16 protein-coding genes and 1 pseudogene are annotated in these 20,719 nt (G+C 71.8%); 7 read left to right on the forward strand and 10 right to left on the reverse strand.

What is annotated here, in order from left to right; genetic code table 11:
• The 3 genes and pseudogenes from ACXJKQ_RS22275 to ACXJKQ_RS22285 all read left to right on the forward strand — a co-directional run.
• Positions 1-249 (forward strand): annotated as a pseudogene (locus ACXJKQ_RS22275) (ABC transporter permease); the annotation flags it as partial.
• Positions 250-450: 201 nt separating this feature from the next.
• Entirely contained in the window at positions 451-1,509 is a 1,059-nt protein-coding gene (locus ACXJKQ_RS22280; RefSeq protein WP_457107910.1) for a YeiH family protein, read from the forward strand.
• Positions 1,510-1,773: 264 nt separating this feature from the next.
• Positions 1,774-2,223: a MucR family transcriptional regulator gene (locus ACXJKQ_RS22285; RefSeq protein WP_457107876.1), complete on the forward strand. Its 450-nt coding sequence runs from the start codon at positions 1,774-1,776 to the stop codon at positions 2,221-2,223.
• Here ACXJKQ_RS22285 and ACXJKQ_RS22290 read toward each other — a convergent pair.
• The 6 genes from ACXJKQ_RS22290 to ACXJKQ_RS22315 all read right to left on the reverse strand — a co-directional run bounded on the left by ACXJKQ_RS22290 (position 2,196) and on the right by ACXJKQ_RS22315 (position 9,309).
• Complete coding sequence (locus ACXJKQ_RS22290; RefSeq protein ID WP_457107877.1) at positions 2,196-2,555, reverse strand: hypothetical protein; 360 nt, start codon at positions 2,553-2,555, stop codon at positions 2,196-2,198. The two genes, ACXJKQ_RS22285 and ACXJKQ_RS22290, sit on opposite strands and share 28 nt — an antisense overlap.
• A 190-nt stretch (positions 2,556-2,745) precedes the next feature.
• Positions 2,746-4,350 carry an ABC transporter ATP-binding protein gene (locus ACXJKQ_RS22295; RefSeq protein WP_457107878.1) on the reverse strand — a complete coding sequence of 535 codons (1,605 nt, stop codon included), beginning with the start codon at positions 4,348-4,350 and terminating at the stop codon, positions 2,746-2,748.
• A gap of 3 nt (positions 4,351-4,353) precedes the next feature.
• Entirely contained in the window at positions 4,354-5,775 is a 1,422-nt protein-coding gene (locus tag ACXJKQ_RS22300; RefSeq protein ID WP_457107879.1) for a M20 family metallopeptidase, read from the reverse strand.
• Positions 5,776-5,836: 61 nt separating this feature from the next.
• Positions 5,837-6,775: an ABC transporter permease gene (locus ACXJKQ_RS22305; protein WP_457107880.1), complete on the reverse strand. Its 939-nt coding sequence runs from the start codon at positions 6,773-6,775 to the stop codon at positions 5,837-5,839.
• Between the two features lie 40 nt (positions 6,776-6,815).
• Positions 6,816-7,733 carry an ABC transporter permease gene (locus ACXJKQ_RS22310; protein WP_457107881.1) on the reverse strand — a complete coding sequence of 306 codons (918 nt, stop codon included), beginning with the start codon at positions 7,731-7,733 and terminating at the stop codon, positions 6,816-6,818.
• Positions 7,734-7,776: 43 nt separating this feature from the next.
• A complete protein-coding gene (locus ACXJKQ_RS22315) occupies positions 7,777-9,309 on the reverse strand; it encodes an ABC transporter substrate-binding protein (RefSeq protein ID WP_457107882.1) in 1,533 nt (510 codons plus the stop codon).
• Positions 9,310-9,479: 170 nt separating this feature from the next.
• Between ACXJKQ_RS22315 and ACXJKQ_RS22320 the strand changes: the two genes are divergently transcribed.
• The gene (locus ACXJKQ_RS22320) at positions 9,480-10,382 is read left to right on the forward strand and encodes a LysR family transcriptional regulator (protein WP_457107883.1); all 903 of its coding nucleotides are present in this window, start codon (positions 9,480-9,482) and stop codon (positions 10,380-10,382) included.
• A 140-nt stretch (positions 10,383-10,522) separates the two neighbouring features.
• On the opposite strand, the gene ACXJKQ_RS22325 is transcribed toward ACXJKQ_RS22320, so the two are convergent.
• Complete coding sequence (locus ACXJKQ_RS22325; protein ID WP_457107884.1) at positions 10,523-11,290, reverse strand: CDP-diacylglycerol diphosphatase; 768 nt, start codon at positions 11,288-11,290, stop codon at positions 10,523-10,525.
• 145 nt (positions 11,291-11,435) lie between these two features.
• On the opposite strand from ACXJKQ_RS22325, the gene ACXJKQ_RS22330 reads away from it, so the two are divergent.
• Positions 11,436-12,587, forward strand: a complete 1,152-nt coding sequence (locus ACXJKQ_RS22330) for a DUF2891 domain-containing protein (protein WP_457107885.1) — start codon at positions 11,436-11,438, stop codon at positions 12,585-12,587.
• 58 nt (positions 12,588-12,645) lie between these two features.
• Here ACXJKQ_RS22330 and ACXJKQ_RS22335 read toward each other — a convergent pair whose 3' ends face one another.
• The gene (locus tag ACXJKQ_RS22335; RefSeq protein ID WP_457107886.1) at positions 12,646-12,951 is read right to left on the reverse strand and encodes a hypothetical protein; all 306 of its coding nucleotides are present in this window, start codon (positions 12,949-12,951) and stop codon (positions 12,646-12,648) included.
• Between the two features lie 116 nt (positions 12,952-13,067).
• Complete coding sequence (locus ACXJKQ_RS22340; RefSeq protein WP_457107887.1) at positions 13,068-15,896, reverse strand: PAS domain-containing protein; 2,829 nt, start codon at positions 15,894-15,896, stop codon at positions 13,068-13,070.
• Between the two features lie 439 nt (positions 15,897-16,335).
• Between ACXJKQ_RS22340 and ACXJKQ_RS22345 the strand changes: the two genes are divergently transcribed.
• On the forward strand, positions 16,336-19,629 hold the full coding sequence (locus ACXJKQ_RS22345; protein WP_457107888.1) for a DEAD/DEAH box helicase: 3,294 nt from the start codon (positions 16,336-16,338) through the stop codon (positions 19,627-19,629).
• A gap of 76 nt (positions 19,630-19,705) precedes the next feature.
• A complete protein-coding gene (locus tag ACXJKQ_RS22350; RefSeq protein ID WP_457107889.1) occupies positions 19,706-20,140 on the forward strand; it encodes a GlcG/HbpS family heme-binding protein in 435 nt (144 codons plus the stop codon).
• A 13-nt stretch (positions 20,141-20,153) separates the two neighbouring features.
• On the opposite strand, the gene ACXJKQ_RS22355 is transcribed toward ACXJKQ_RS22350, so the two are convergent.
• Positions 20,154-20,696, reverse strand: a complete 543-nt coding sequence (locus ACXJKQ_RS22355; protein ID WP_457107890.1) for a PAS domain-containing protein — start codon at positions 20,694-20,696, stop codon at positions 20,154-20,156.
• Positions 20,697-20,719 lie beyond the last annotated feature (23 nt).

A 20,719-nucleotide genomic window follows, 5' to 3' on the forward strand; every position in this document is an offset into this window, starting at 1 on the left:
ATCCTGACCGGCCTGAAGGTCGGCTGGGCGTTCGCGTGGCGCACGCTGATCGCCGCCGAGCTGGTCTTCGGGGTGTCGTCCGGGGCGGGCGGGCTGGGCTGGTTCATCTTCGAGAACAAGAACATGCTCGACATCCCGAACGTGTTCGCCGGGCTGCTGACCGTGATCCTGATCGGCCTCGTCGTCGAGAACCTGATCTTCCAGACCATCGAGCGCCGCACCGTCCAGCGCTGGGGCATGCAGGCCTGAAGACTCTCGCCTGCCCGCCGGCGCGTGATCGGACGCCCTAGGTCCGGCGCGGCCCGACGGGCCTGGAGGCGTATAGTCTCGCATGACCTTCGATTAGAGAACGATGTTCTCTCTTGCGCGGATGCGGCAAACGTTTTCTTCCTATACGCTCCGCAGGCGACCTCGGAGCCCGTTCCTTTGAGCCCTGACGCCCCTCCCAAGATGGCCCCGGCTCTCGCCCGGCATGGCAGCCGGTCGGACACGGCCGCCTCGCTCCTGCCCGGACTCGCCCTGTGCGCGGCGATCACCGCGGTGGCGATGGCCGCACAGGCCCTGGAGGAGCGCGTCGCCGGCCATCCCTATGTCGAGGCCCTGGTCCTGGCGATCCTGATCGGCATCGCGGTGCGTACCGCCTGGACGCCCCAGGCCCGGTTCCGCACCGGCATCGCCTTCTCGGCCAAGCAGCTGCTCGAGGTCGCCGTCGTCCTGCTCGGCGCCTCCCTGAGCCTCGGGGCGATCCTCGCCTCTGGCCCGGCCCTGTTGGCCGGCATCGTCGGCACCGTGGTCCTCGGCATCGCCGCCAGCGTGGCGATCTGCCGGATGCTGGGCCTGCCGGCCCGGATGGCGATCCTGGTGGCCTGCGGCAACGCCATCTGCGGCAATTCGGCCATCGCCGCGGTGGCGCCGGTGATCGGAGCGGAACCGAAGGACATCGCCGCCGCCATCGCCTTCACGGCGGTGCTGGGCGTGCTGATGGTGCTCGGCCTGCCGCTGTTCGTGCCCCTGGCCGGCATGACCGACAACCAGTACGGGGTCCTGGCAGGGCTGACCGTCTACGCGGTGCCGCAGGTGCTGGCCGCCACCGTGCCGGTGAGCCTGCTGTCGACCCAGGTGGGGACCCTGGTGAAGCTCGTGCGCGTTCTGATGCTCGGGCCCGTGGTCGTGGTGTTCTCGCTGATCGCCCCCCGCCTGCCGCAGGCCGCGGGCGCCCCGACCTCGCCGGCCCGCCCCGGCCTCACCAAGCTGGTGCCGTGGTTCATTCTCGGCTTCCTGGCCCTGGCGGCCCTGCGCTCGCTGGGCCTCGTCCCGGACGCCGCGGTGAAGCCCCTCACCCAGCTCGCCGGCGTGCTCACGATCCTGTCCATGGCCGCCCTCGGCCTCGGGGTCGACGTGCGGGTCCTCGCCCGGGTCGGCGGCCGGGTCACCCTTGCGGTCACCGCCTCCCTCGCCGTCCTCATCGTCCTCAGCCTCACGCTGATCCGCACCCTCGGGATCGGCTGAGGCCGCACCACCCTAGGTCCTGCAATCCGCGATCCGACGGAGGGAGCGGTATTCCCCGCCGGGGATCCGCCGCGCCACGGTAACCGGCGCGGGACCGGCACCGTCGTGCAGGTGACGGCATCATATCGGAGCCGGCATTCCGCCCATCGGCACCGAAAAGCGCTTTCAGCGATCCATCGCGTGTCAAGGCCGTCTTGACACATCCGCGGTTTTTGCTTTGGAACCGCATGCATCGTGGTCGAAACCTTCGTGTGGACTCGCGCAGTGCCCGAAAAGAATCCTGAGAACAGCCTCAAGTTGGTTGCGCTGGCCGGCGAGATCGTCGCCGCCTATGTCGCCAACAATTCCGTTCCGCCGGCGGCGCTGCCTGAGCTCATGGCGAGCGTGCACGGAGCCCTGATGGCCCTCGACGGACAGCCGGCCGCCGTCGCCGAGCCCACCGTGGAGCGGCCGACATCGGCGCAGATCCGCAGGTCGGTCCAAGAGAACGGCATCGCCAGCTTCATCGACGGCCGGACCTACAAGACCCTGAAGCGCCATCTCACCGCCCACGGCCTGACGCCGGAGCGCTATCGCGAACGCTACGGCCTGCCGGACGATTACCCGATGACCGCACCCGGCTACGCCGCGCAGCGTTCGGCGCTGGCCAAGGCGATCGGCCTCGGCGTGCCCGGCGGGCGCGTCGGTCAGCGCAGGACCGGGACCGGCGGCTGATCCGCGGCGCGGCGCGGGGTTGGTTGCGGTGCGCTCCGGGACTTGCGGCTCTCGAACGGCAGCACCGCAGCGAGGATCGCACCGGATCGACCGGCCTCGACACGGCCAGGACGGCCGAACGTATCGGCCCAGCTCAGCTTGATGATGCGGGCCTCCGGGGCCTCCGGTGTCGTGGACACGCTGTCCTCCGTACGCTTGTGGGCCTTGCGGTTTCCGGCGCCGATCCAGCGCACGATCCGGTGTGCGCGCCCACGGCGAAGCACCGGCGGCAGTGCCGACCCGCTTCGCTTGCGGTTCGGCCGGATGTCGTCGGTCTTGTCTGAGGTCGACACGCTGAAATAACCCCGTCCGCATTCGAGGTGCGAGCAGGGACGGATAGCGGGGGCAGCCGTGGATCCGCCGAGTGTGCTCCACCCTCGACAACGACCGTATCCTACTGAATTTGCACGATCCGGACAGAGCGGTCCCGTCCAAAAAACTTGTCTGTGCGTCCCAGATCGACTCCGATCCGGCCGGGCCTGTTCAGGCTCCGTGTGCCCCCGGAACCGCCGCGAGGAGGCTGCGCGTGTAGGCGTGCTCGGGTGCGGCGAACAGATCGGCCGTGCCCCGCATCTCCACGACGGCGCCCCGGTGCATCACGGCGATCCGGTCGCAGATCGCGGCGGCCACCCGCAGGTCGTGGGTGATGAACAGCATCGCCAGGGACAAGCGCTGCTTCAGGTCCTCCAAGAGGTCCAGTACCTGCCGCTGGACCGATACGTCCAGGGCCGAGACCGCCTCGTCGGCCACCAGCACGTCCGGCTCCATGGCGAGCGCCCGGGCGATGCCGATGCGCTGGCGCTGGCCGCCCGAGAAGGCGTTCGGGTAGCGGGCGGCGGCCTTCGGATCGAGGCCGACGAGGTCGAGCAGGTCCCGCGCCCGCGTCCGCGCCTCCGCGGCCGGGACCCCGTGGGCGATCGGCCCCGCCGTGATGATCTGCTCCACGGTGCGGCGCGGGTTCAGCGACGCGAACGGATCCTGGAAGATCATCTGGATCCGGCTGCGCCCGTCGCGCAGCGCCGCGCCCTTCAGCGCCGTGTAGTCGAGGGCGCCGAGCCGGACCGTGCCGCCGTCGGGCTCGATCAGCCGGATCGCGAGCCGCGCCGTCGTCGACTTGCCCGAGCCGGATTCGCCCACGAGCCCCAGGGTCTCGCCGCGGCGGACATCGAACGAGACCTCCTTGACCGCCGCGACGACCCGCGGCTTGCCGAACAGGCCGGAGCGTCCCGAATAGGTCTTGGACAGCCGGCTCACCGAGAGGGCGACCGGGGCCGCCTCCACGGGCGCGCGCGGCGGCGGCGTCAGGCTCGGGACGGCGGCGAGGAGTGCCTTGGTGTAGGGCGCCTGCGGATCCCGCAGCACGGACTCGGCGATGCCGGATTCCACCAGCCGCCCGCGCTGGAGCACCGCCACGTGGTCGGCGATCTCCGCCACCACGCCGAAATCGTGGGTGATGAACAGCACGGTCATGCCGCGCTTCCGCTGCAGGTCGCGGATCAGCCGGAGGATCTGGGCCTGGGTGGTGACGTCCAGCGCCGTGGTCGGCTCGTCGGCGACGAGAACGGAGGGCTCCAGGGCCAGCGCCATGGCGATCATCGCCCGCTGCCGCTGGCCGCCGGAGAGCTGGTGCGGGTAGGCCCGCACCGCCTCCTCCGGGTTCGGCAAGCCGACCTCCGCGGCCAGCGCCACCGCCCGCGCCCGGCGCTCGCTCCGCGTGAGCAGATTGTGCGCTTCGAACATCTCGGCGATCTGGTCGCCGATCCGCATCACCGGGTTCAGCGCCGTCATCGGCTCCTGGAACACCATGGCGATGCGCCGGCCGCGCAGGGCGCGCCACGCGGGCTCGTCGAGGGTCAGGAGGTCCCGGCCCTCGAACAGGATCGTGCCAGCGGTAGGTTTCAGCGCCCGGGGCAGGAGGCCGGTGAGCGCGTAGGCGCTCATCGACTTGCCCGAGCCCGATTCTCCGACGACGCAGAGGATCTTGCCGGCCTGCAGATCGAGGTTCAGGCCCTCGACCGCGTGGGGACGGTCGGCCCCTTTGGGGAGCGCGATCGTCAGATCGCGGATGCGGACGACCGGCTCACCCATGGTTCAGGCCCTCGCTTGCCGGCGGCGCAGGATGTCCGGGCCGTCGGCGCCGAGATCCCAGAACAGTCCCGCCATGATCGCCATGCCCTCCCGGGTCCCCGACGCGAGCAGGTGCTCGTCCGGCCCGTGCTGGCGGCAGGCTGGGTAGGAATGCGGCACCCAGAGGGTCGGCAGGCCGAGGATCTCCGAGAAGGCGTCGTTCGGCAGCGAGCCACCGAGATTGGGCAGCAGCGCCGGCTTTTTTCCGGAACTCGCCGCGATCGACGCGAGCGCCCATTCGACCCAGGGATCCTCGACCGGCAGCCGTGTCGCCTGGAAGACCTCCGCGGCGCGGGCGGGCCTGACCTCGATCATCGGGAAGTCGTGCGCGTCGAGATGGGCGCGGACGTTCGCGATGAGATTCTGCCAGTCGGTACCGACCACGAAGCGCAGCTGCAGGGTTGCCTTGGCGTGGGGCGGGACCGCGTTGAGCGGGCCGTCCGGATCGCCGGTCTTGAAGGCCAGCACCTCGAGGGTGTTCCAGGCGAAGACCCGCTCGGCGGGTGTCAGGCCCGGCTCGCCCCAGTCGGCATCGATCGCCGGCGCGGTCGGATCCTCGCCGACGCGAATGTCGGCGAGGGCCGCGCGCACGCCCTCGGGGATCGGCGGCGGCCGCAGGGCCTCGACCCGGATGGCACCGCGGGCATCCACCATCGACGCAATGGCCGAGGCCAGCACCGTGCCGGGGTTGCGCAACAGGCCGCCCCAATTGCCGGAATGGTGCGCGCCCTCCCGCAGGTTGAGGCTGAGTTCGAAATTATAGGCGCCGCGGGAGCCCAGGAAGAGGGTCGGGCGCGCGCCGTTGAGGCGTGGCCCGTCCGAGGCGATCAGCACGTCGGCACGCAGGGCTTCGGCCTGTGCCCGGCAGAACGGCCGCAGGCCGGGGGAGCCGGATTCCTCGCCCATCTCGATCAGGAGCTTGACGTTGAAGCCCAGGCGGCCGTCGCGGGCGGCGATCACCTGCTCCAGGGCGGCGAGGTTGAGGACGTGCTGGCCCTTGTTGTCGGCGGTGCCGCGCCCATACCAGCGGTCGCCCTCGACCACGATCTCCCAGGGGCCGAGGCCCTCGCGCCACTGCTCCGGGTACCCGCGCACCGTGTCGCCGTGGCCGTAGATCAGCACGGTCGGCAGCTCCGGTCCCTCGTGGCGCTCGGCGATCAGGAACGGGCCGTGCACCCCGTCCGGGTTCGGGAAGACCTGAGGGGTCTCGAAGCCGAGCCGGGTCACCAGCGGCGCGATGAAGGCGTCGAGGTAGGCGCGGAGCGCCGCCTCCTGGCCGGGGGCCTGGCTCTCGGTGGGCATCGCCACCGCCTCCCGCAGGAGCGCCAGGAAAGCGCCCGAGTCGAAGGCGTCTGTGGCGCGCGCGATGGCGGCGTCTCGCGTCATGGTGTGTTTCCCGTGAAACATTTTGGTAACGTACCGGCTGTGCCCCGGCCCGGCGGAGCCGTCAGTTGCGCGCCTCGGGGGCGGTGATGTCGCGCAGGCCGTCGCCCAGGAGGTTGATCGCCAGCACGAGGAGGAGGAGCGCCACGCCCGGGATGGTGATCACCCAGGGCTGGAAGAACATGTACTGCTTGCCCTCGGCGATCATCAGGCCCCAGGAGGGCAGGGGCGGCTGAACGCCGAGCCCCAGGAACGACAGGGCGGCCTCCAGCAGGATCGCGTGGGCCATCTCCAGGGTCGCCACGACGATCAGCGCGTTCAGGATGTTGGGCAGGATCTCCTGGCGGATGATCCGCAGGTCCGTGAGCCCCGCGGCGCGGGCGGCCGAGACGAAGTCCTGGTTGCGGATCTGCTGGGTCGCGGCCCGGGTCACCACGGCGAAGCGGTCCCAGAGCAGGAAGCCCAGCACCAGCACCACCACCTTCAGCGAGCCGCCGACCAGCGCCGCCATGGCCAGCGCCACCAGCACCACCGGCATGGCCAGGCGCGTGGTGACGACGTAGCTCACCACCGCATCGACCCAGCCACCGAAATAGCCGGCACACAGGCCCAGCGTCGTGCCGATCAGCCCGGAAATCAGCGCCGCCGAGATCCCGATCAGGAGGGAGATCTGGCCGCCGTAGAGCAGGCGACTCAGGTAGTCGCGCCCGAGCTTGTCGGTGCCGAGGACGTGGTCCCACGTGCCCTTGGCCTGCCAGATCGGCGGGATCAGGCGGCGGGACACGTCCTGCGCGTAGGGGTCGTGCGGGGCAATGAGCGGCGCGGCGAGCGCCGCCAGCACGATCACCCCAAGGATCCCGGCGCCGATTAGGAAGCCCGTGTGGCGCAGGCCCCGCCGCAGGATCAGGCCGAGGGGGGAGGGGATTGCCGCAGCGACCGGGACCTCGACCTCCGGCGGCAGGGACGGGGCGGCCAAGGCTGCCGAATCGGGGGGCAGGCTCATGGGCGGCTTCTCCACACGGCGGACGCCTGACGGTGCGCGCTCATGCCTGGCGCAGACGCGGATCGAGGAACGCGTTCAGCAGGTCGGCGGCCAGGGTCAGGCCGATGTAGATCATGGCCAGCACCAGCACGATCGCCTGGACGACGGGGAAGTCGTTGCGCGCGATCGACTCCCAGGCGAGCTGCCCGAGACCCTGGAGCGAGAACACCGCCTCGATGACGATCGAGCCGCCGAGCATGAAGCCGAACTGCACCGCCGCCAGGGCGATCACCGGGATGACGGCGTTGCGCAGCGCGTGGCGCACCAGCACCTTTCTGGGGGGCAGACCCTTGGCGCGGGCGGTGCGGACGTAGTCGGAGGCCAGCACCTCCAGCATGCCGTTGCGGGTCAGCCGCATCACCGCCGGCATGGCGTAGTAGCCGAGCGCCACCGCGGGCAGGACGAAGTTCTTCCAGCTCGCGTTGCCCGAGACCGGCAGCCAGCGGAGGTTGACGGAGAAGATCAGGATCAGCGTCAGGCCGAACCAGAAGCTCGGCATCGCCTGGCCGAGCACCGAGACGCCCAGTGCCGTCCGGTCGATCCAGGTGTCCCGCTTCACGGCGGCGACGACGCCCAGCGGGATCGCCACGAACAGGGCCACGGCGAGGGCGATGAACCCGAGATAGAGGGTGATCGGCAGGCGGGCGGCGAGCAGGTCGATCACGCTCTCGCGGAAATAGAAGGAATTGCCGAAATCGAGGTGCAGCGCCCGCCAGCCCCAGGTGAGGAACTGGGTCATCAGCGGCTGGTCCAGGCCGTAATCCTGGCGGATCTGCGCGATCTGCGGCCCGGTGGCCTCCGGTCCCGCGATCGCGGTCGCGAGGTCGCCCGAGAGGTGGAGGAGCAGGAAGCTCGCCACCGAGACCGTGAAGGCCACCGCCAGGGCGACCAGCACGCGCCGGAGGGTGAAGGCCAGCATGGGGCTCAGGCTCCTTCGGGCCGGCGCGCGGCGGCCACCATCATCACTTCCACGACGCCGCGTAGAACCGCGCCACCTCGTCGGGCTGGGCGGTGAAGTTCAGGTCCGACGTGAAGGCGTAGTTGGTCGAGTAGGAGAACATCGGCAGGGCGTAGGCCTCCGCGGCGATCCGCTGGAGCGCCTTGGCGTAGGCGGCCTTGCGGGTCTCCGGATCGGTGGAGCTGTCGCCCTTCTGGAGGTCGGCGATCACCTGCGGATCCTTGGTCAGGTCCTCCTCGCCGCCGCGGAAATACACCCCGTCGAAGGCCGAGACGTCGAGCACCGAGAACGACCCCCAGGTCTGGTAGCCGATCGAGGTCTTGCCGGCCCTCAGCGAATCGCGGAACGCCGCGTAGCGCAGGTAGTTGAGCCGCGCCTTGATGCCGACGGCGCCGAGATAGCCGATCACCGCCTCGGCGTAGTCGCGCTCACGATAGGCGCCGAGGTCGATCTCGAACCCGTTCGGGTAGCCGGCGTCCTTGAGCAGCGCCTTGGCCTTGGCGGGGTCGTAGGCGTAGCGCGGCACGCCCTGGTCGGTGCAGCCGAACTGATCGACGAAGCACAGGGCGTTCATCACCCGCGAGGCGCCGCGCACGAGGTTGTCGACCATCGCCTTGCGGTCGATGGCGTAGGAAATCGCCTGCCGGACGCGCACGTCCTTGAGCGGCGAGTTCTCCTTCGCCCGGCCCAGCGTGTCGAACTGCAGGAACCCGACCCGCATCGTCTCGGAGTTGAGCACCGTGATGGTGGGCGCGGCGCGCAGCTGCTCGGCCTGGTCGCTCGGCACCCGCCAGATCCAGTCGACGCCGCCGGTCATCAGTTCGGCCATCCGGCTCTCGCCGTCCGGGATGACGCGGAACTGCAGCTTGCCGATCTTCGGCTTCCCGAGGGGGCTCTCGGCCCAGTACTTGTCGAACCGCTCCATGGAGACGCCGCGGCCGCTGTCGACCTTGGTGATCCGGTAGGGGCCGCTGCCGACCGGCGCCTTGGCGAACCCGTCGAGGCCGACCTTCTTGAAGTAATTGGCCGGGAAGATCGGGGTCGGGCCGGCGAGGTATTCCAGCGCCGCCGGGAAGGGGGCCTTCAGGTGGATGCGCACGCTGTGCGGGCCGGTCACCTCCACCGACTTCATCCAGTCGACGTTCTGGCGGGTGACCGTGCGGGCCTCCGGCGTCAGCACGTAATTGAACGTGAACGCCACGTCCTCCGGCCCGAGCGGGTCGCCGTTGTGGAAGACCACGCCCTCGCGGATCGTGAGATCCAGCGTCGTGTCGTCCTTCCAGGTCCAGGCGGTCGCCAGAAATGGCTTGTAGGAGCTGTCCTTGGGATCCCGGTACAGCAGCGTGTCCCAGCAGTTCCGGGCTAGGATCACGCCCTCGCGGGCGCTGTTGTGATAGGGGCTGACGTTCTCCGGCTCGCTGTCCGACGCGTAGACCAGGGTGTCGTCCGCCTTGCCGGCGAGCGCCGGGTGGGCGGCGATCAGGGTCGCGAACGAGGCGGCCAGGGTGGCGGCTCGGGTGAGAGTCCGTAGCGGCATGCAGGCTCCGACGGCGCGGCGGACAGGCCCGGCGGAAGGTTCCGCGGCTGCCGCGTTTTTCACCCTGCCATGGTGTTGTGCATCTGGGATCGCAACAAGTAGAATTTAGCGAGTGCTGCGTTGCCGTATCGGCAATGTGCATGGCACCATACAGCGTATCGAGCACGATAATGCAGAGTACGGGCCTGCGCTACTTCCTGGCCGTGGCCCGCACCGGGTCGATCGCGGCCGCCTCGTCCCAGCTCAACGTAGCGGCCTCGGCGATCAGCCGGCAGATCGCCAACCTGGAAGCCGAGCTCGACTGCGTGCTGTTCGAGCGGCGACCGCGCGGCATGGTGCCGAGCCCTGCCGGGGAGCTGCTGGCGCAGCACGCCCATCAGGTGCTGATCCGCTCCGAGCAGGTGGTCACCGAGATCCGGGAGCTGGAAGGGCTCGCCCGCGGGCTGATCCGCATCGCCTGCTCCGAGGGCTTCTCCCTCGACATCGTGCCGAACGCGATCGCGGCCTTCCACGCGGCCCATCCCGGCATCCGCTTCGAGGTCACGGTCCAGCCCCCGGCCCAGGTCACCCAGACGGTGGCGGTGGGGGATGCCGATCTCGGGATCACCTTCGCGCTGACACCCACCGCGCAGGTCGAGGTGCTCTACGACGGGCAGGTCGACATGCTGGCGCTGGCCGCGCCCGACCATCCCCTCGCGCGGGCGCCGGCCCTGCGGCTCGTCGACCTGCTGGACTACCCGGTCGCCCTGCCGACCCGGGACACGACCCTGCGGCAGGTCTTCGACGCCGCCTGCGCGCACGAGGGCATCGCTGTGGAGCCGGTGCTGACCTCCAACAATCTCTCGGCGCTGCTGCCCTTCGTGCGGCGCTCCCGCGGCATCGCCCTGATGTCGGCGCTGTCGGTGCAGACGCCCCTGCGGCTCAACGAGCTGGTCAGCCTGCCGATCCAGTCCCGGACGAGCCTCGCCCGGGGCGTGAAGATCCAGGCGATGCGCGACCGGCGGCTGCCGAAGGCGGTGCGGGCATTCCTGCGCCAGCTGCTCGACGCGCTGCCGCCGCCGCGATCGGGGTGACGGCGGGCGGGACGACGCCGTAACCCTCCACGCGCTCGGCCCGCGGCTCTGCATCCTCGGCCCGCCGGACAGAGGCGCATCCACCCTGGCCGGCTTCGGCCGCACGGAGGCGTTGGCTCGGTGACAGGAACCGCGGTCGCTCAGGCGCCGCCCCGCGCGGCCGCGACGGCGCATGTGTGATCCATCACGTCCTCGGCGCTGGCGCTGGGCGCCCGGTAGGCCAGAAGGATGTAGCCCGGCTCGGGATCGCCCGTGGGCGTCGCGAGCGCGGCGAAGCTCGTCCGGTGCAGGTCCGGCCGGGCGCCCGGCAGGGTGTGCAGGGCCGCGAACGGATTGAACTGCCCGGCGTCCGCCTCCGGCACGCGCAGGGCGTAGTAGCGGTCGCCGGCGAGCGGCACCGGGAAGCGGGTCCAGGTCCGGTGGATCTGGTGCCCATGCGCCCGGATCGCCTTGAGCACGCTCGGCTTCAGGCAGTCGAGATGGATGTGGAGCTGGTCCTGGCTGCGGCCCCGGGCCGAGTTGACCGCCAGCCCGACCTCCGCGGGGGTGAGCCGTTCCCGCAGCACGTCCGACACGAACGGCCGCGCTGCCAGGGCGGCGCGCCAATAGGCGATCCCGCGCGCGCCCCGCAGGACCGGGGCCTCCAGGCCCGCGACGGTGTCGGTGGGCATGACGACGGTGTGGGTCGGCTCGCCGGGCGCGCGCAGGACCGCCGAGCCCGGACGCGCCCCGTCCCCGAGATCGACCGCGAGGCACGGGAAGGTCCGGTTGGCGAGACGCTTGGCGAGCACGCAGGTCTTCAGGGCGGCCCACAGGACGTCGCGGCTCGGATCGGGCGCGGCGGTGGCCGGCCGCGCGGCGGTGAGCGGGAGCGCGACGAGGAGGGCTGCGAGCGGCACGCGGCGCATGGGAGCTTCCGATGGGGCCGGCGCGGTTGTCCGGCTCGGCCGTCCCGCGATAGCCGATCCGGGGCTGCGCCGGCAAAGCGTCCCCGGGGCCTGACCCCGCGCCGGAAAGCCGCTATGCCGGCCGTCCCGGAGCCGGAGCCCCGCGATGACCGCCGCGACGACCCGTGCGCTCACCCCCGACATCGCCGCGCGCTTCGCCGCGGTCGCGCTGGGCCACGTCGCCCGCGAGTACCCGAACAAGCCGGGCCATGTCCTGGCCGGTCCGGAGGATGCGCGCACCCCCGCGGCGCTGCACCCGGCCTTCCACGGCAGCTATGACTGGCACTCCTGCGTCCACGGAACGTGGCTGCTGGCACGCATGCTGCGGCTGTTCCCGGACGGTCCCCAGGCCCCGGCGATCCGCGCCCGGTTCGAGGCGCAGCTGACCCCCGCGACGGTGGCGGGGGAATGCGCCTACCTCGCCGCCCCGACCGCCCGGGGTTTCGAGCGGCCCTACGGCTGGGGCTGGCTCCTGAAGCTCGCCGACGAACTCTCCGCTCTCCCCGAGCGCCGCTGGTCCGCGGCCCTGGCGCCCCTGGCTGGACTCATCGCCCGGCGCTTTCTGGAGTTCCTGCCCGTGGCCCCCTATCCGGTGCGGGTCGGGACCCATTTCAACACCGCCTTCGCCCTGCGCCTGGCGGCCGATTACGCGGAGGGCGCGCGGGATGCCGGGCTGGCCGCCCTGCTGCACGACACCGCCGGGCGTTGGTACGGGGCGGACGCGGCTTGCCCGGCCTGGGGCGAGCCCGGCGGCGACGATTTCCTCTCCTCGGCGCTGATCGAGGCCGAATGCATGCGTCGGCTGCTGCCGCCCGGGCGGTTCGCACCCTGGTTCGACCGGTTCCTGCCCGATCTCGCTGTCGGCCGGCCCGAGACCCTGTTCCGCCCGGCCACCGTGACCGACCGCTCTGACGGCAAGATCGCCCATCTCGACGGGCTGAACCTCAGCCGCGCGTGGTGCTTGCGCAGCCTCGCCGCGGCCCTCGCTCCGGAGGATCGCCGCCGGCCGCCGCTCCAAACGGCCGCGGAGGACCACCTCGCGGCGGGGCTCCCGCACGTCACCGGCGACTACATGGGCGAGCACTGGCTCGCGACCTTCGCGCTGCTGGCCCTCGAAGCCGGCTCGGACGGAGCGCGCCGCGGCGGCACGGACGATGATCGAAGCGATGCGTCAGACGGTTCCGCCGCGGTCCGCGTCGACATCCGCGGGACCGAAACAAAAAAGGACCGCCCACGGGGGAACGGTCCGAAAGTCTAGGGAGGAAACCCCCACGAGGGGCCGCAAGACGGCGACCGCGTCGCTGGATTGCGCTCCGTCAACCCGACAGGGGTGGCCTTGTTCCTGGCGCCGATGCGCCGCGGCTTAGCGCCAAACCGCCCGGCAGCGGGGCCAGGCCGGCGGGGCGGCGCACCTCGGCGGGTCCGAACTCGGCGCGGTAGGTCCGCTCCAGCGTCATGAGGCCCCGGAGGGGTGCCTCGGCGAGGTCGAGGAGCCGGGCGTCGCGCCAGCGCACCTTGGAGCCGAGGCGGCGGCGGAACCAGCGCCCGCGCTCCTCCTCGACGAGCAGGATCAGCTTGCCGGTCCAGGTCCGGCGGAACCAGAAGCGTCCGGTCAGCGGCATGGTGATCTCACGCTTCGATGATCGAGCAGAATATACTGGATCCGGCTCAGCAACACAAAATGTTTCCGATCAAAGCGCGGACATTTTCGTGTGAAGACTGTTAACTTGAAGTAACGTTACACGTCGCTGGCCGGGGTGCCCGGCTCGCCGCCGTGCTTCGCCGTCTCGTAGAGAACCTGGGCGAGCTGCTCGGCCGAGTAGGGCTTGCGCACGAGGGCGAAGCCGTGGGCGTCGTCGGTGGCCAGCACGTGGCTGTAGCCGGAGGTCAGCACCACCGGCAGGTCGGGACGGTCGCCCTGAAGCTGCCGGGCGAGGGCGACACCCCCCATCCCCGGCATGACCACGTCCGAGAAGACCACGTCGAAGCGGTCCGGCGTCCGGTCGAGTTCGGCCAGCGCCTCCTCGGCGGACTTCGCCCAGACCGGCGCATGGCCGAGATCCTCCAGGATCTGGGTGCAGAAGCGCCCGACCCCGAGATTGTCCTCCACGACGAGGATGCACAGGCCCCGCCGCGGCTCCGCCGCCCGGCGGCGATCCCGGTCGGCCCCGGCCGTCTGGGCGGGCGCCGCGACCTGCGGCAGGTAGAGCGAGAAGGTCGTGCCCTGGCCCACCGTGCTCGCGACGTCGATGTCGCCGCCGGACTGCTTGGCGAAGCCGATGACCTGGCTGAGGCCGAGGCCGGTTCCCTTGCCGATCTCCTTGGTGGTGAAGAACGGTTCGAAGATCCGCCCCAGATCCGCGTCCGGGATGCCGCCGCCGGTATCGGTGACCCGCACGGCCACGAACGGCCCCGGCGCGCCGGCATGCCCGCGGATCGCCGGCATCGGGCCGTCGCCGGCGAGGCGCAGGGTCAGGCTGCCTTCCCCGTCCATGGCGTCCCGGGCGTTGACCGCCATGTTGATCAGCGCGGTCTCGAACTGGCTCTCGTCCGCGCGCACGTAGCGGGGCGCCTCGGGCAGGTCGATGACGACGCGGATGCGGGCGCCGGTGACCGAGTCGAGCATGTCGGCGATGCTGCGCAGGCGCGCGCCGATGTCGAAGACCTGGGGCTTCAGCGCCTGCCGCCGGGCGAAGGCGAGGAGCTGGCCGGTGAGCTTGGCCGCGCGGTCGACGGTGTCGGAGACCGCGTCGAGGTAGCGGCGGCGGCGCGCCTCGGCGAGGTCCGGCCGGCGCAGGAACTCCACGGAGGACCGGATGATGGTGAGCAGGTTGTTGAAGTCGTGCGCCACCCCGCCGGTGAGCTGGCCGATGGCCTCGAGCTTCTGCGACTGGCGCAGGGCCTCCTCGGCCTGGCGCTGCTCGGTGATGTCGCGCCCGAAGCCGTAGAACAGGCCGTCCTCCGGCACGACGGTCCAGAGCACCCGGCGCCGATCGCCGGTGCGGGTCAGGCAGGACAGTTCGACATCCTCGACCCGGTTCTCCGCGCAGAGCGGCCGCAGGGCCGTGCGGGCGGCTTCGCGCTCCGCGGCCGCCACGAAGTCCAGGGCGGACCGGCCCAGGGTCTCGGTCTCGGACCACCCGAGCGCCCGGCCCCAGGACGGGTTCACCGACTGGACCAGCCCGTCCCGGTCCGCGACGAGCTTCAGAACCGGCGACAGCGTCCAGACCCGGTCACGGTCGCGGGTCTGGGCGGCGACCTGGGCCTCCAGGCGTTCCGTCCGGGACTGGAGCAGCGTCTCGATCCGCTTCCGCTCGGAGATGTCATGGGCGAAGACGTAGAACCCGTCGACCTGCCCGTCCTCCCCCCGGCGCGGGAGGTAGCGGGTGTCGGCGATCCGGGTCTCGCGGTGCGGAAACGTCCAGGCCCATTCCTGGCGGATCTCCTGGCCGGCGAGCGCCCGCTCGATCGCGGGCCGTCGTTCCGCAAACGCCTCCGGGCCGATCAGGTCCGGGACGGTCTGACCGACGACCGCGTCGGGCATCCGGCCGGTCCAGGCCTCATAGGCGGCATTGGCGAACCGGTAGGTGAGGGTGCGGTCGATGAAGGCGATCAGGACCGGCATCGCGTCCGCGACCAGCCGAAGCTCCGCCTCCCGGGCCTGGAGCGCGATCTCGCTGCGGCGGCGCTCGGTGATGTCGTTGAACAGGATCGCGACGTGGTTCCGTCCCGGCCCGTCGACCCGGTAGGCGTGGACGTCGTACCAGCGGCCCAGGGCCTCGGCCGCCTGCTCGAACCGGACCGGCTCCCCGGTGAGGGCGACCTGGCCGAACAGATCGAACCAGCGCTGCTCGTGGCCGGGCGCGAGGTCCCGCATCCACCGGCCGACCGCGTCGGTCAGGCCGGTCTGCCGCTCGAAGGCGGGATTGACCTCCAGGAAGCGGTAATCGACCGGCCGGTCGCCGTCCGCGAACTTCATCTCGATGAGGCAGAAGCCGGCATCGATGAACGCGAACAGGGAGCGGTAGCGCTCCTCGTTCAGGCGCAGGGCGGCCTCGGCGTTGCGGGAATCCAGCTGCGTCATCACCGCCCGGGCGAGGGCCTTCAGGACGAAGAGCTGCGGGTCGGTGAGCGTGCGCGGCACGCGGTCGAGGACGCAAAGCGTCCCGATGGCCCAGCCGTCCGGCGTCACCAGGGGCACGCCCGCGTAGAAGCGCAGGTGCGGCTCGCCCGTCACCAGGGCGTTGGCGGCGTGCTCCGGCACCGTCGCCAGATCGGGCAGCACGAGGACGCCGTCGGCGCGCATGGCCTCGGTGCAGAACCCGAACGCGAGGGGCATCGATCGCGTCGGATGGCCGAAAGCGGCCTTGATCCACTGCCGGTCGGCATCGACGAAATTGATGTGCGCCATCGGCGTGCCGCAGGCCTGGGCGGCCATCTCGGCGATCTCGTCGAAGGCGCGCTCCGGGGGCGTGTCGAGGATCGCGTAGGCGCGCAACGCGGCAAGCCGCTGCGGATGCTGGGGCTCGAAACCCGACAGGCGGGGTATTGTTGCGGTCCGCGACACGGGATCGTCATAGCCTAAGCTTCCGCTTCTCCCTAGAGCGCATTCCGACGCCGCGTGTGCCGGTTCCTCGAAGGAATGCGCGCTGTCACAAGGATCTGGGGGCGCCGGACTGAGGCAATCCGGTCGTATACCGCTCGCATCGATTTCCGGATCACGCTTCCGAAGAGATGATCGGCCGAAGATGTCTGCGATTGTCGGTTACTAGACATTCGCGTTGACCCTGGCCTCGTCGGGCGCTGTCCCGATCATCATCGGCGTCCTGCAGGGGATTCCGATCCCGTTCGGATGCCGGCCGCGGTGCCATCGCGACCGCGCAACCCGGTGCCAGGCGCCCGGCCGCACCGGCGTCGCGGCGGCCTGTGGATCGGATCGCCGCGGCCGGGAGCCCGCGGGCCGGATGCGGCGTTGCCGGCTCAAAGGGGACGGGTTCGGATCAGGCATGGCCAAACGCAGGACGAAGGCGGGCGCCCAGCAGAAACTGGACGACGCGCCGCTGATGCCCACCGGTGCCCTGGCGGTGTCGCTCCTGGCCTATGCCCAGGAGCCCGGGCCGGTGGTGCACGTCGCCCGGGATAGCCGCCGCCTGGAGGAGCTGTCCGCCGCCCTCCGGGCGCTGGATCCCGATGCGCAGGTCGCGGTCTACCCGGAATGGGATTGCCTGCCCTTCGATCACGCCTCGCCGTCGCGGGCGACGATGGGCGCTCGGGCCGCCGTGCTGCGCTGGCTGACCGACCGGTCCGCCCTGCCGGACTTCGTGCTGACGACCGCTCCGGCGCTCGTCCAGCGCGTGCCCCCGCCGGAGACCTGGGCCTCGGCCCGGGTGACCCTGCGGGTCGGCGATCCCCTCGACGTCGCCGCCGCGACCGCCGACCTGAAGCGCCTCGGTTACATCCTCGACGAGCGGGTCGACGAGCCCGGCGAGATCGCCGTCCGCGGCCGGACCGTCGAGGTCTTCCCCGCCGCGGCGCCGCGGCCCTGCCGGATCGCGCACGCGGAGGGCCGCGTCACGGCGATCCGTTCCTACGACCCGATCTCGCAGCGCTCCGTGGCGGAGACCGACGAACTCGTCATCGACCCGGCCACCGAGATCGTCCTGGAGCCCGGCTCCGGCCAGAGCTTCACACCGTTCACTGGCCAGGAGCACCGCCTCGACCGCTACTACCCGCGCCTCGTCACCTTCCTGGACTACGTGCCCGAGGCCCGTCTCGTGGTCGAGGACGGGACGAAGGCCCGCATCGACGCCTTCTTCGAGCAGATGGACGAGGCCCGCGGACGGCTCAAGGCCCGCGACGAGCGCGCGCAACCCGGCGCCGGCCTCTACCTGACCCCCGAGGCCTGGCACGCCATCGTGGCGGCGCACGGCCGGATCGCCGCCACCGCGGCGGCCGGGGAACCCCGCGCCATGCCGGTCTTCGCCGGGGATCATAGGCCGGGCACGGCCTTCGCCAAGGTTCTGCGCGAGCGGCTGAAGGCCGGCGACGTGGTCGTGCTCGCCGGCACGGTCCGACCGCTGCGGCGCCTCGTGCGCCAGGCCGGCAAAAGCGCCGAGCGCCCGATCCGCCTGATCGACGCCTGGGCCGACGTGGCCGCGGCGGCGCCGGGCGACGTCCTCGCCCTGGAGGCCCCCCTGGCGGCCGGGTTCCGGGTTCCCGAGCAGGGCGCGACCGTGATCGCCGCCGCCGACCTGTTCGGCCCGGAGGCCGCCGTGGCGGGGAGCGCCCGGGCGATCCTGCCGATGGGCGAGGTCGACCTGCGCCCCGGCGACGTCGCGGTGGACCGGGATCACGGCCTGTGCGTGTTCGAGGGGCTGGAGCCGGTGGCGACGCAGGGTGAGGCGCCCTCCGAGGCCCTGCGCCTGCGCTTTTCCGGCGACGCGATCCTGATGGTGCCGGTGACCCAGGCGGACCGGATCTGGCGCTACGGGCCGGAGCCCGACGCCGTCACCCTCGACAAGCTCGACGGCGGCACCTGGCCCCGGCGCCGCCTGGAGGCGGAGGCCACCATGGCGCGAACCGCCCGCCTGATGCTGGAGGCGGCCCGCGCCCGCCGGGAAACCGAAGCCCCGATCCTGACACCCCCGGCACGGGAGATGGAGCGGTTCGCCGCCGGTTTCGGCTTCGCGCCGACGCCCGACCAGGCGGCCGCGGTCGACGCCCTGATGGCCGACCTCGCCTCCGGCCGGCCGATGGACCGGCTGGTCTGCGGCGATGTCGGGTTCGGCAAGACCGAGGTGGCGCTGCGCGCGTTGGCGGCCGCGATCTTCTCCGGCAAGCAGGCGGCGCTGATCGCCCCCACCACCGTGCTGGCGCGCCAGCATGCCGAGACCCTGCGCCGCCGCTTCGGCCGGTTCGGCGTGGAGGTGGCGCAGCTCTCGCGCCTCGTGGCGCCGGCCGAGGCCAGGCGCGTCAGGGCGGGACTCGCCGACGGCTCGATCCGGCTGGTGGTCGGCACCCACGCCCTCGCCGGCAGCGGCGTCTCCTTCGCCGACCTCGGCCTGACGGTGATCGACGAGGAGCAGCGCTTCGGCGCAAAGATGAAGGCCGATCTGCGCCGCCTCGCCGCGGGCGGTCACGTCCTGACGCTCACCGCGACCCCGATCCCCCGCACGCTCCAGGCGGCCCTTGTCGGCCTCCAGAGCCTCAGCGTGCTGGCCACGCCCCCGGCGCTCCGCCAGCCGGTCCGGACCGTAGTGGCGCCCTTCGACGCCGAGGCGGTGCGGGAGGCACTCGTCCGCGAGCACCGCCGGGGCGGCCAGAGCTTCGTGGTCTGCCCGCGGATCGAGGAGATTGCCCCCATGGCCGAGCGCCTGCGCACCCTGGTGCCGGGCCTCACGATCCTCGTGGCGCACGGGGACCTGAAGCCCTCGGCCATGGACGAGGTTATGGTCCGCTTCGCCGACGGCGACGGCGACGTGCTGCTCGCCACCGCCATCGTGGAGAGCGGGCTGGACGTGCCCCGGGCCAACACCATGCTGGTCTGGGACGCCGCACGGTTCGGGCTGGCGCAGCTCCACCAGCTCCGCGGGCGCGTCGGCCGCGGGCAGCGGCGCGGCACCGTCCATCTGCTGAGCGACCCGGCCGCGCCCCCACCGGCGGCGGCGCTCCAGCGCCTGCGCGCCCTGGAGGCCCTCGACCGGCTCGGCGCCGGCTTCGCGGTGAGCGCCCGGGACCTCGACCTGCGCGGCGCCGGCGACCTCGTCGGCGAGGATCAGGCGGGCCACGCCAAGCTCGTCGGGCTCGGCCTCTACCAGCACCTGCTGCAGCTGGCGCTGACCGCCGCCAAGGGCGAGCGCGCCGAGGATTGGAGCCCGGAGATCGACCTCGGCCTGCCGAGCCGGATCCCGGCGGATTACGTGCCCGAGCCCGAGATCCGCCTCAGCCTCTACACGCGGCTGCTGCGCCTGCGCGACGCGGAGGCGATCGAGGCGCTGGCCGGCGAGGTGGAGGACCGGTTCGGGGCCGCGCCGGATCCGGTCCGCGCCCTGTTCGACCTCGCCCGGCTGCGGGCGGCCTGCTGCGACCTGGGCGTCGCCCGGCTGCGGGGCGGCCCGCAGGGCGTGGCGGCCGATCTGCGGCCCGACCGGCCGCTGCCCGCGATGGCGGCGGCACAGGAGATCGTCCTGCGCGAGGGGCGGATGGTGTGGAAGCGTCCCTGTCCCGGGGCCGCGGACTGCGCCACCCTGGCGAGCGACCTCCTGGACCGCGTCCGCGCCGCCCGGGAACGGGCCGGCTGACCTTACGGTTGATCTTGCGCCAGACGCGCCAAACCGTCACAGGCAGTCGCGCAGACAAAGCCAACGGGAGTGTCCCATGCACGTCACGATCGAGCAGGCCGAGAAGGCCATCGCCGCCGCGCGGGCGAAGGCCGTGGAACTCGGCACCCAGATGTGCATTGCGGTGGTGGATTCCGGGGGCAACCTCAAGGCGTTCCACCGCATGGACGATGCCTGGGTCGGGTCGATCGATATCGCCCAGAAGAAGGCCAAGACCTCCGTGTTCTTCGGCATGATGACCGGCCAGATCGGCCAGCTGTCCCAGCCGGGCGGCCCGCTCTACGGGATCGAGCACTCGAACCACGGCCTGATCACATTCCCGGGCGGGATCCCGATCGTCGACGCCGACGGCGTGATGTCGGGGGCCATCGGCGTCAGCGGCTCGACGGTGGAGAACGACCACACCGTCGCGGAGGCCGGTGCCAAGGCCATCGGCCGCACCGAGCTGCCGGCCCATCCCTGGCGGACCTGAAACCCCGGGTCTCTCAGGGGTTGCGGCGCGCCAGCGCGCGGCCGATCCCGAGAAGCAGCATCTCCGAGATCGTCCGCAGATAGGGGTCGCCGTGGCGTTCCAGCGCCGCATGGATCTGGATGCCGTGGTCGGCCGCGGCGTCCAGGTCGGCGCCGCGGCCATCCGAGACCGGCGTCGCCCGGAGGTGGAGGTCGGTGACGTCGATATAGGCGCCGCGCCCGCGCAGCGTGCCGGCCGCGTCGGGCATCAGGCAGCCGCGGTTGAGGATCCAGCGGGTCTCCCCCGCCCCGGTCACGATGCGGAACTCGAGGGAAACCGGGCCGCCGGTCCGCCGGACATGGCGGATCCGGCCGAAGACCCAGTCCCGGTCCGCCGGGTGGAGGCGGACGAGCGCGGCATCCAGCGGCAACGGGATCCCGGCGAGCCTCGGATCCCCCGCCAGCAGGGCGGCCGCGCCCGCGTCCAGCACCGAACGGCCGGCCGGGACGTCCGTATCCCAGGTTCCGACGAAGCCGGCGGCCTGCAGGGCAGAGGCTGCCGTGGAAGCCAGAACCATGGAAATCCCCCCGTGCCGGCTGA

Source organism: Methylobacterium sp. P5_C11 (assembly GCF_054049775.1).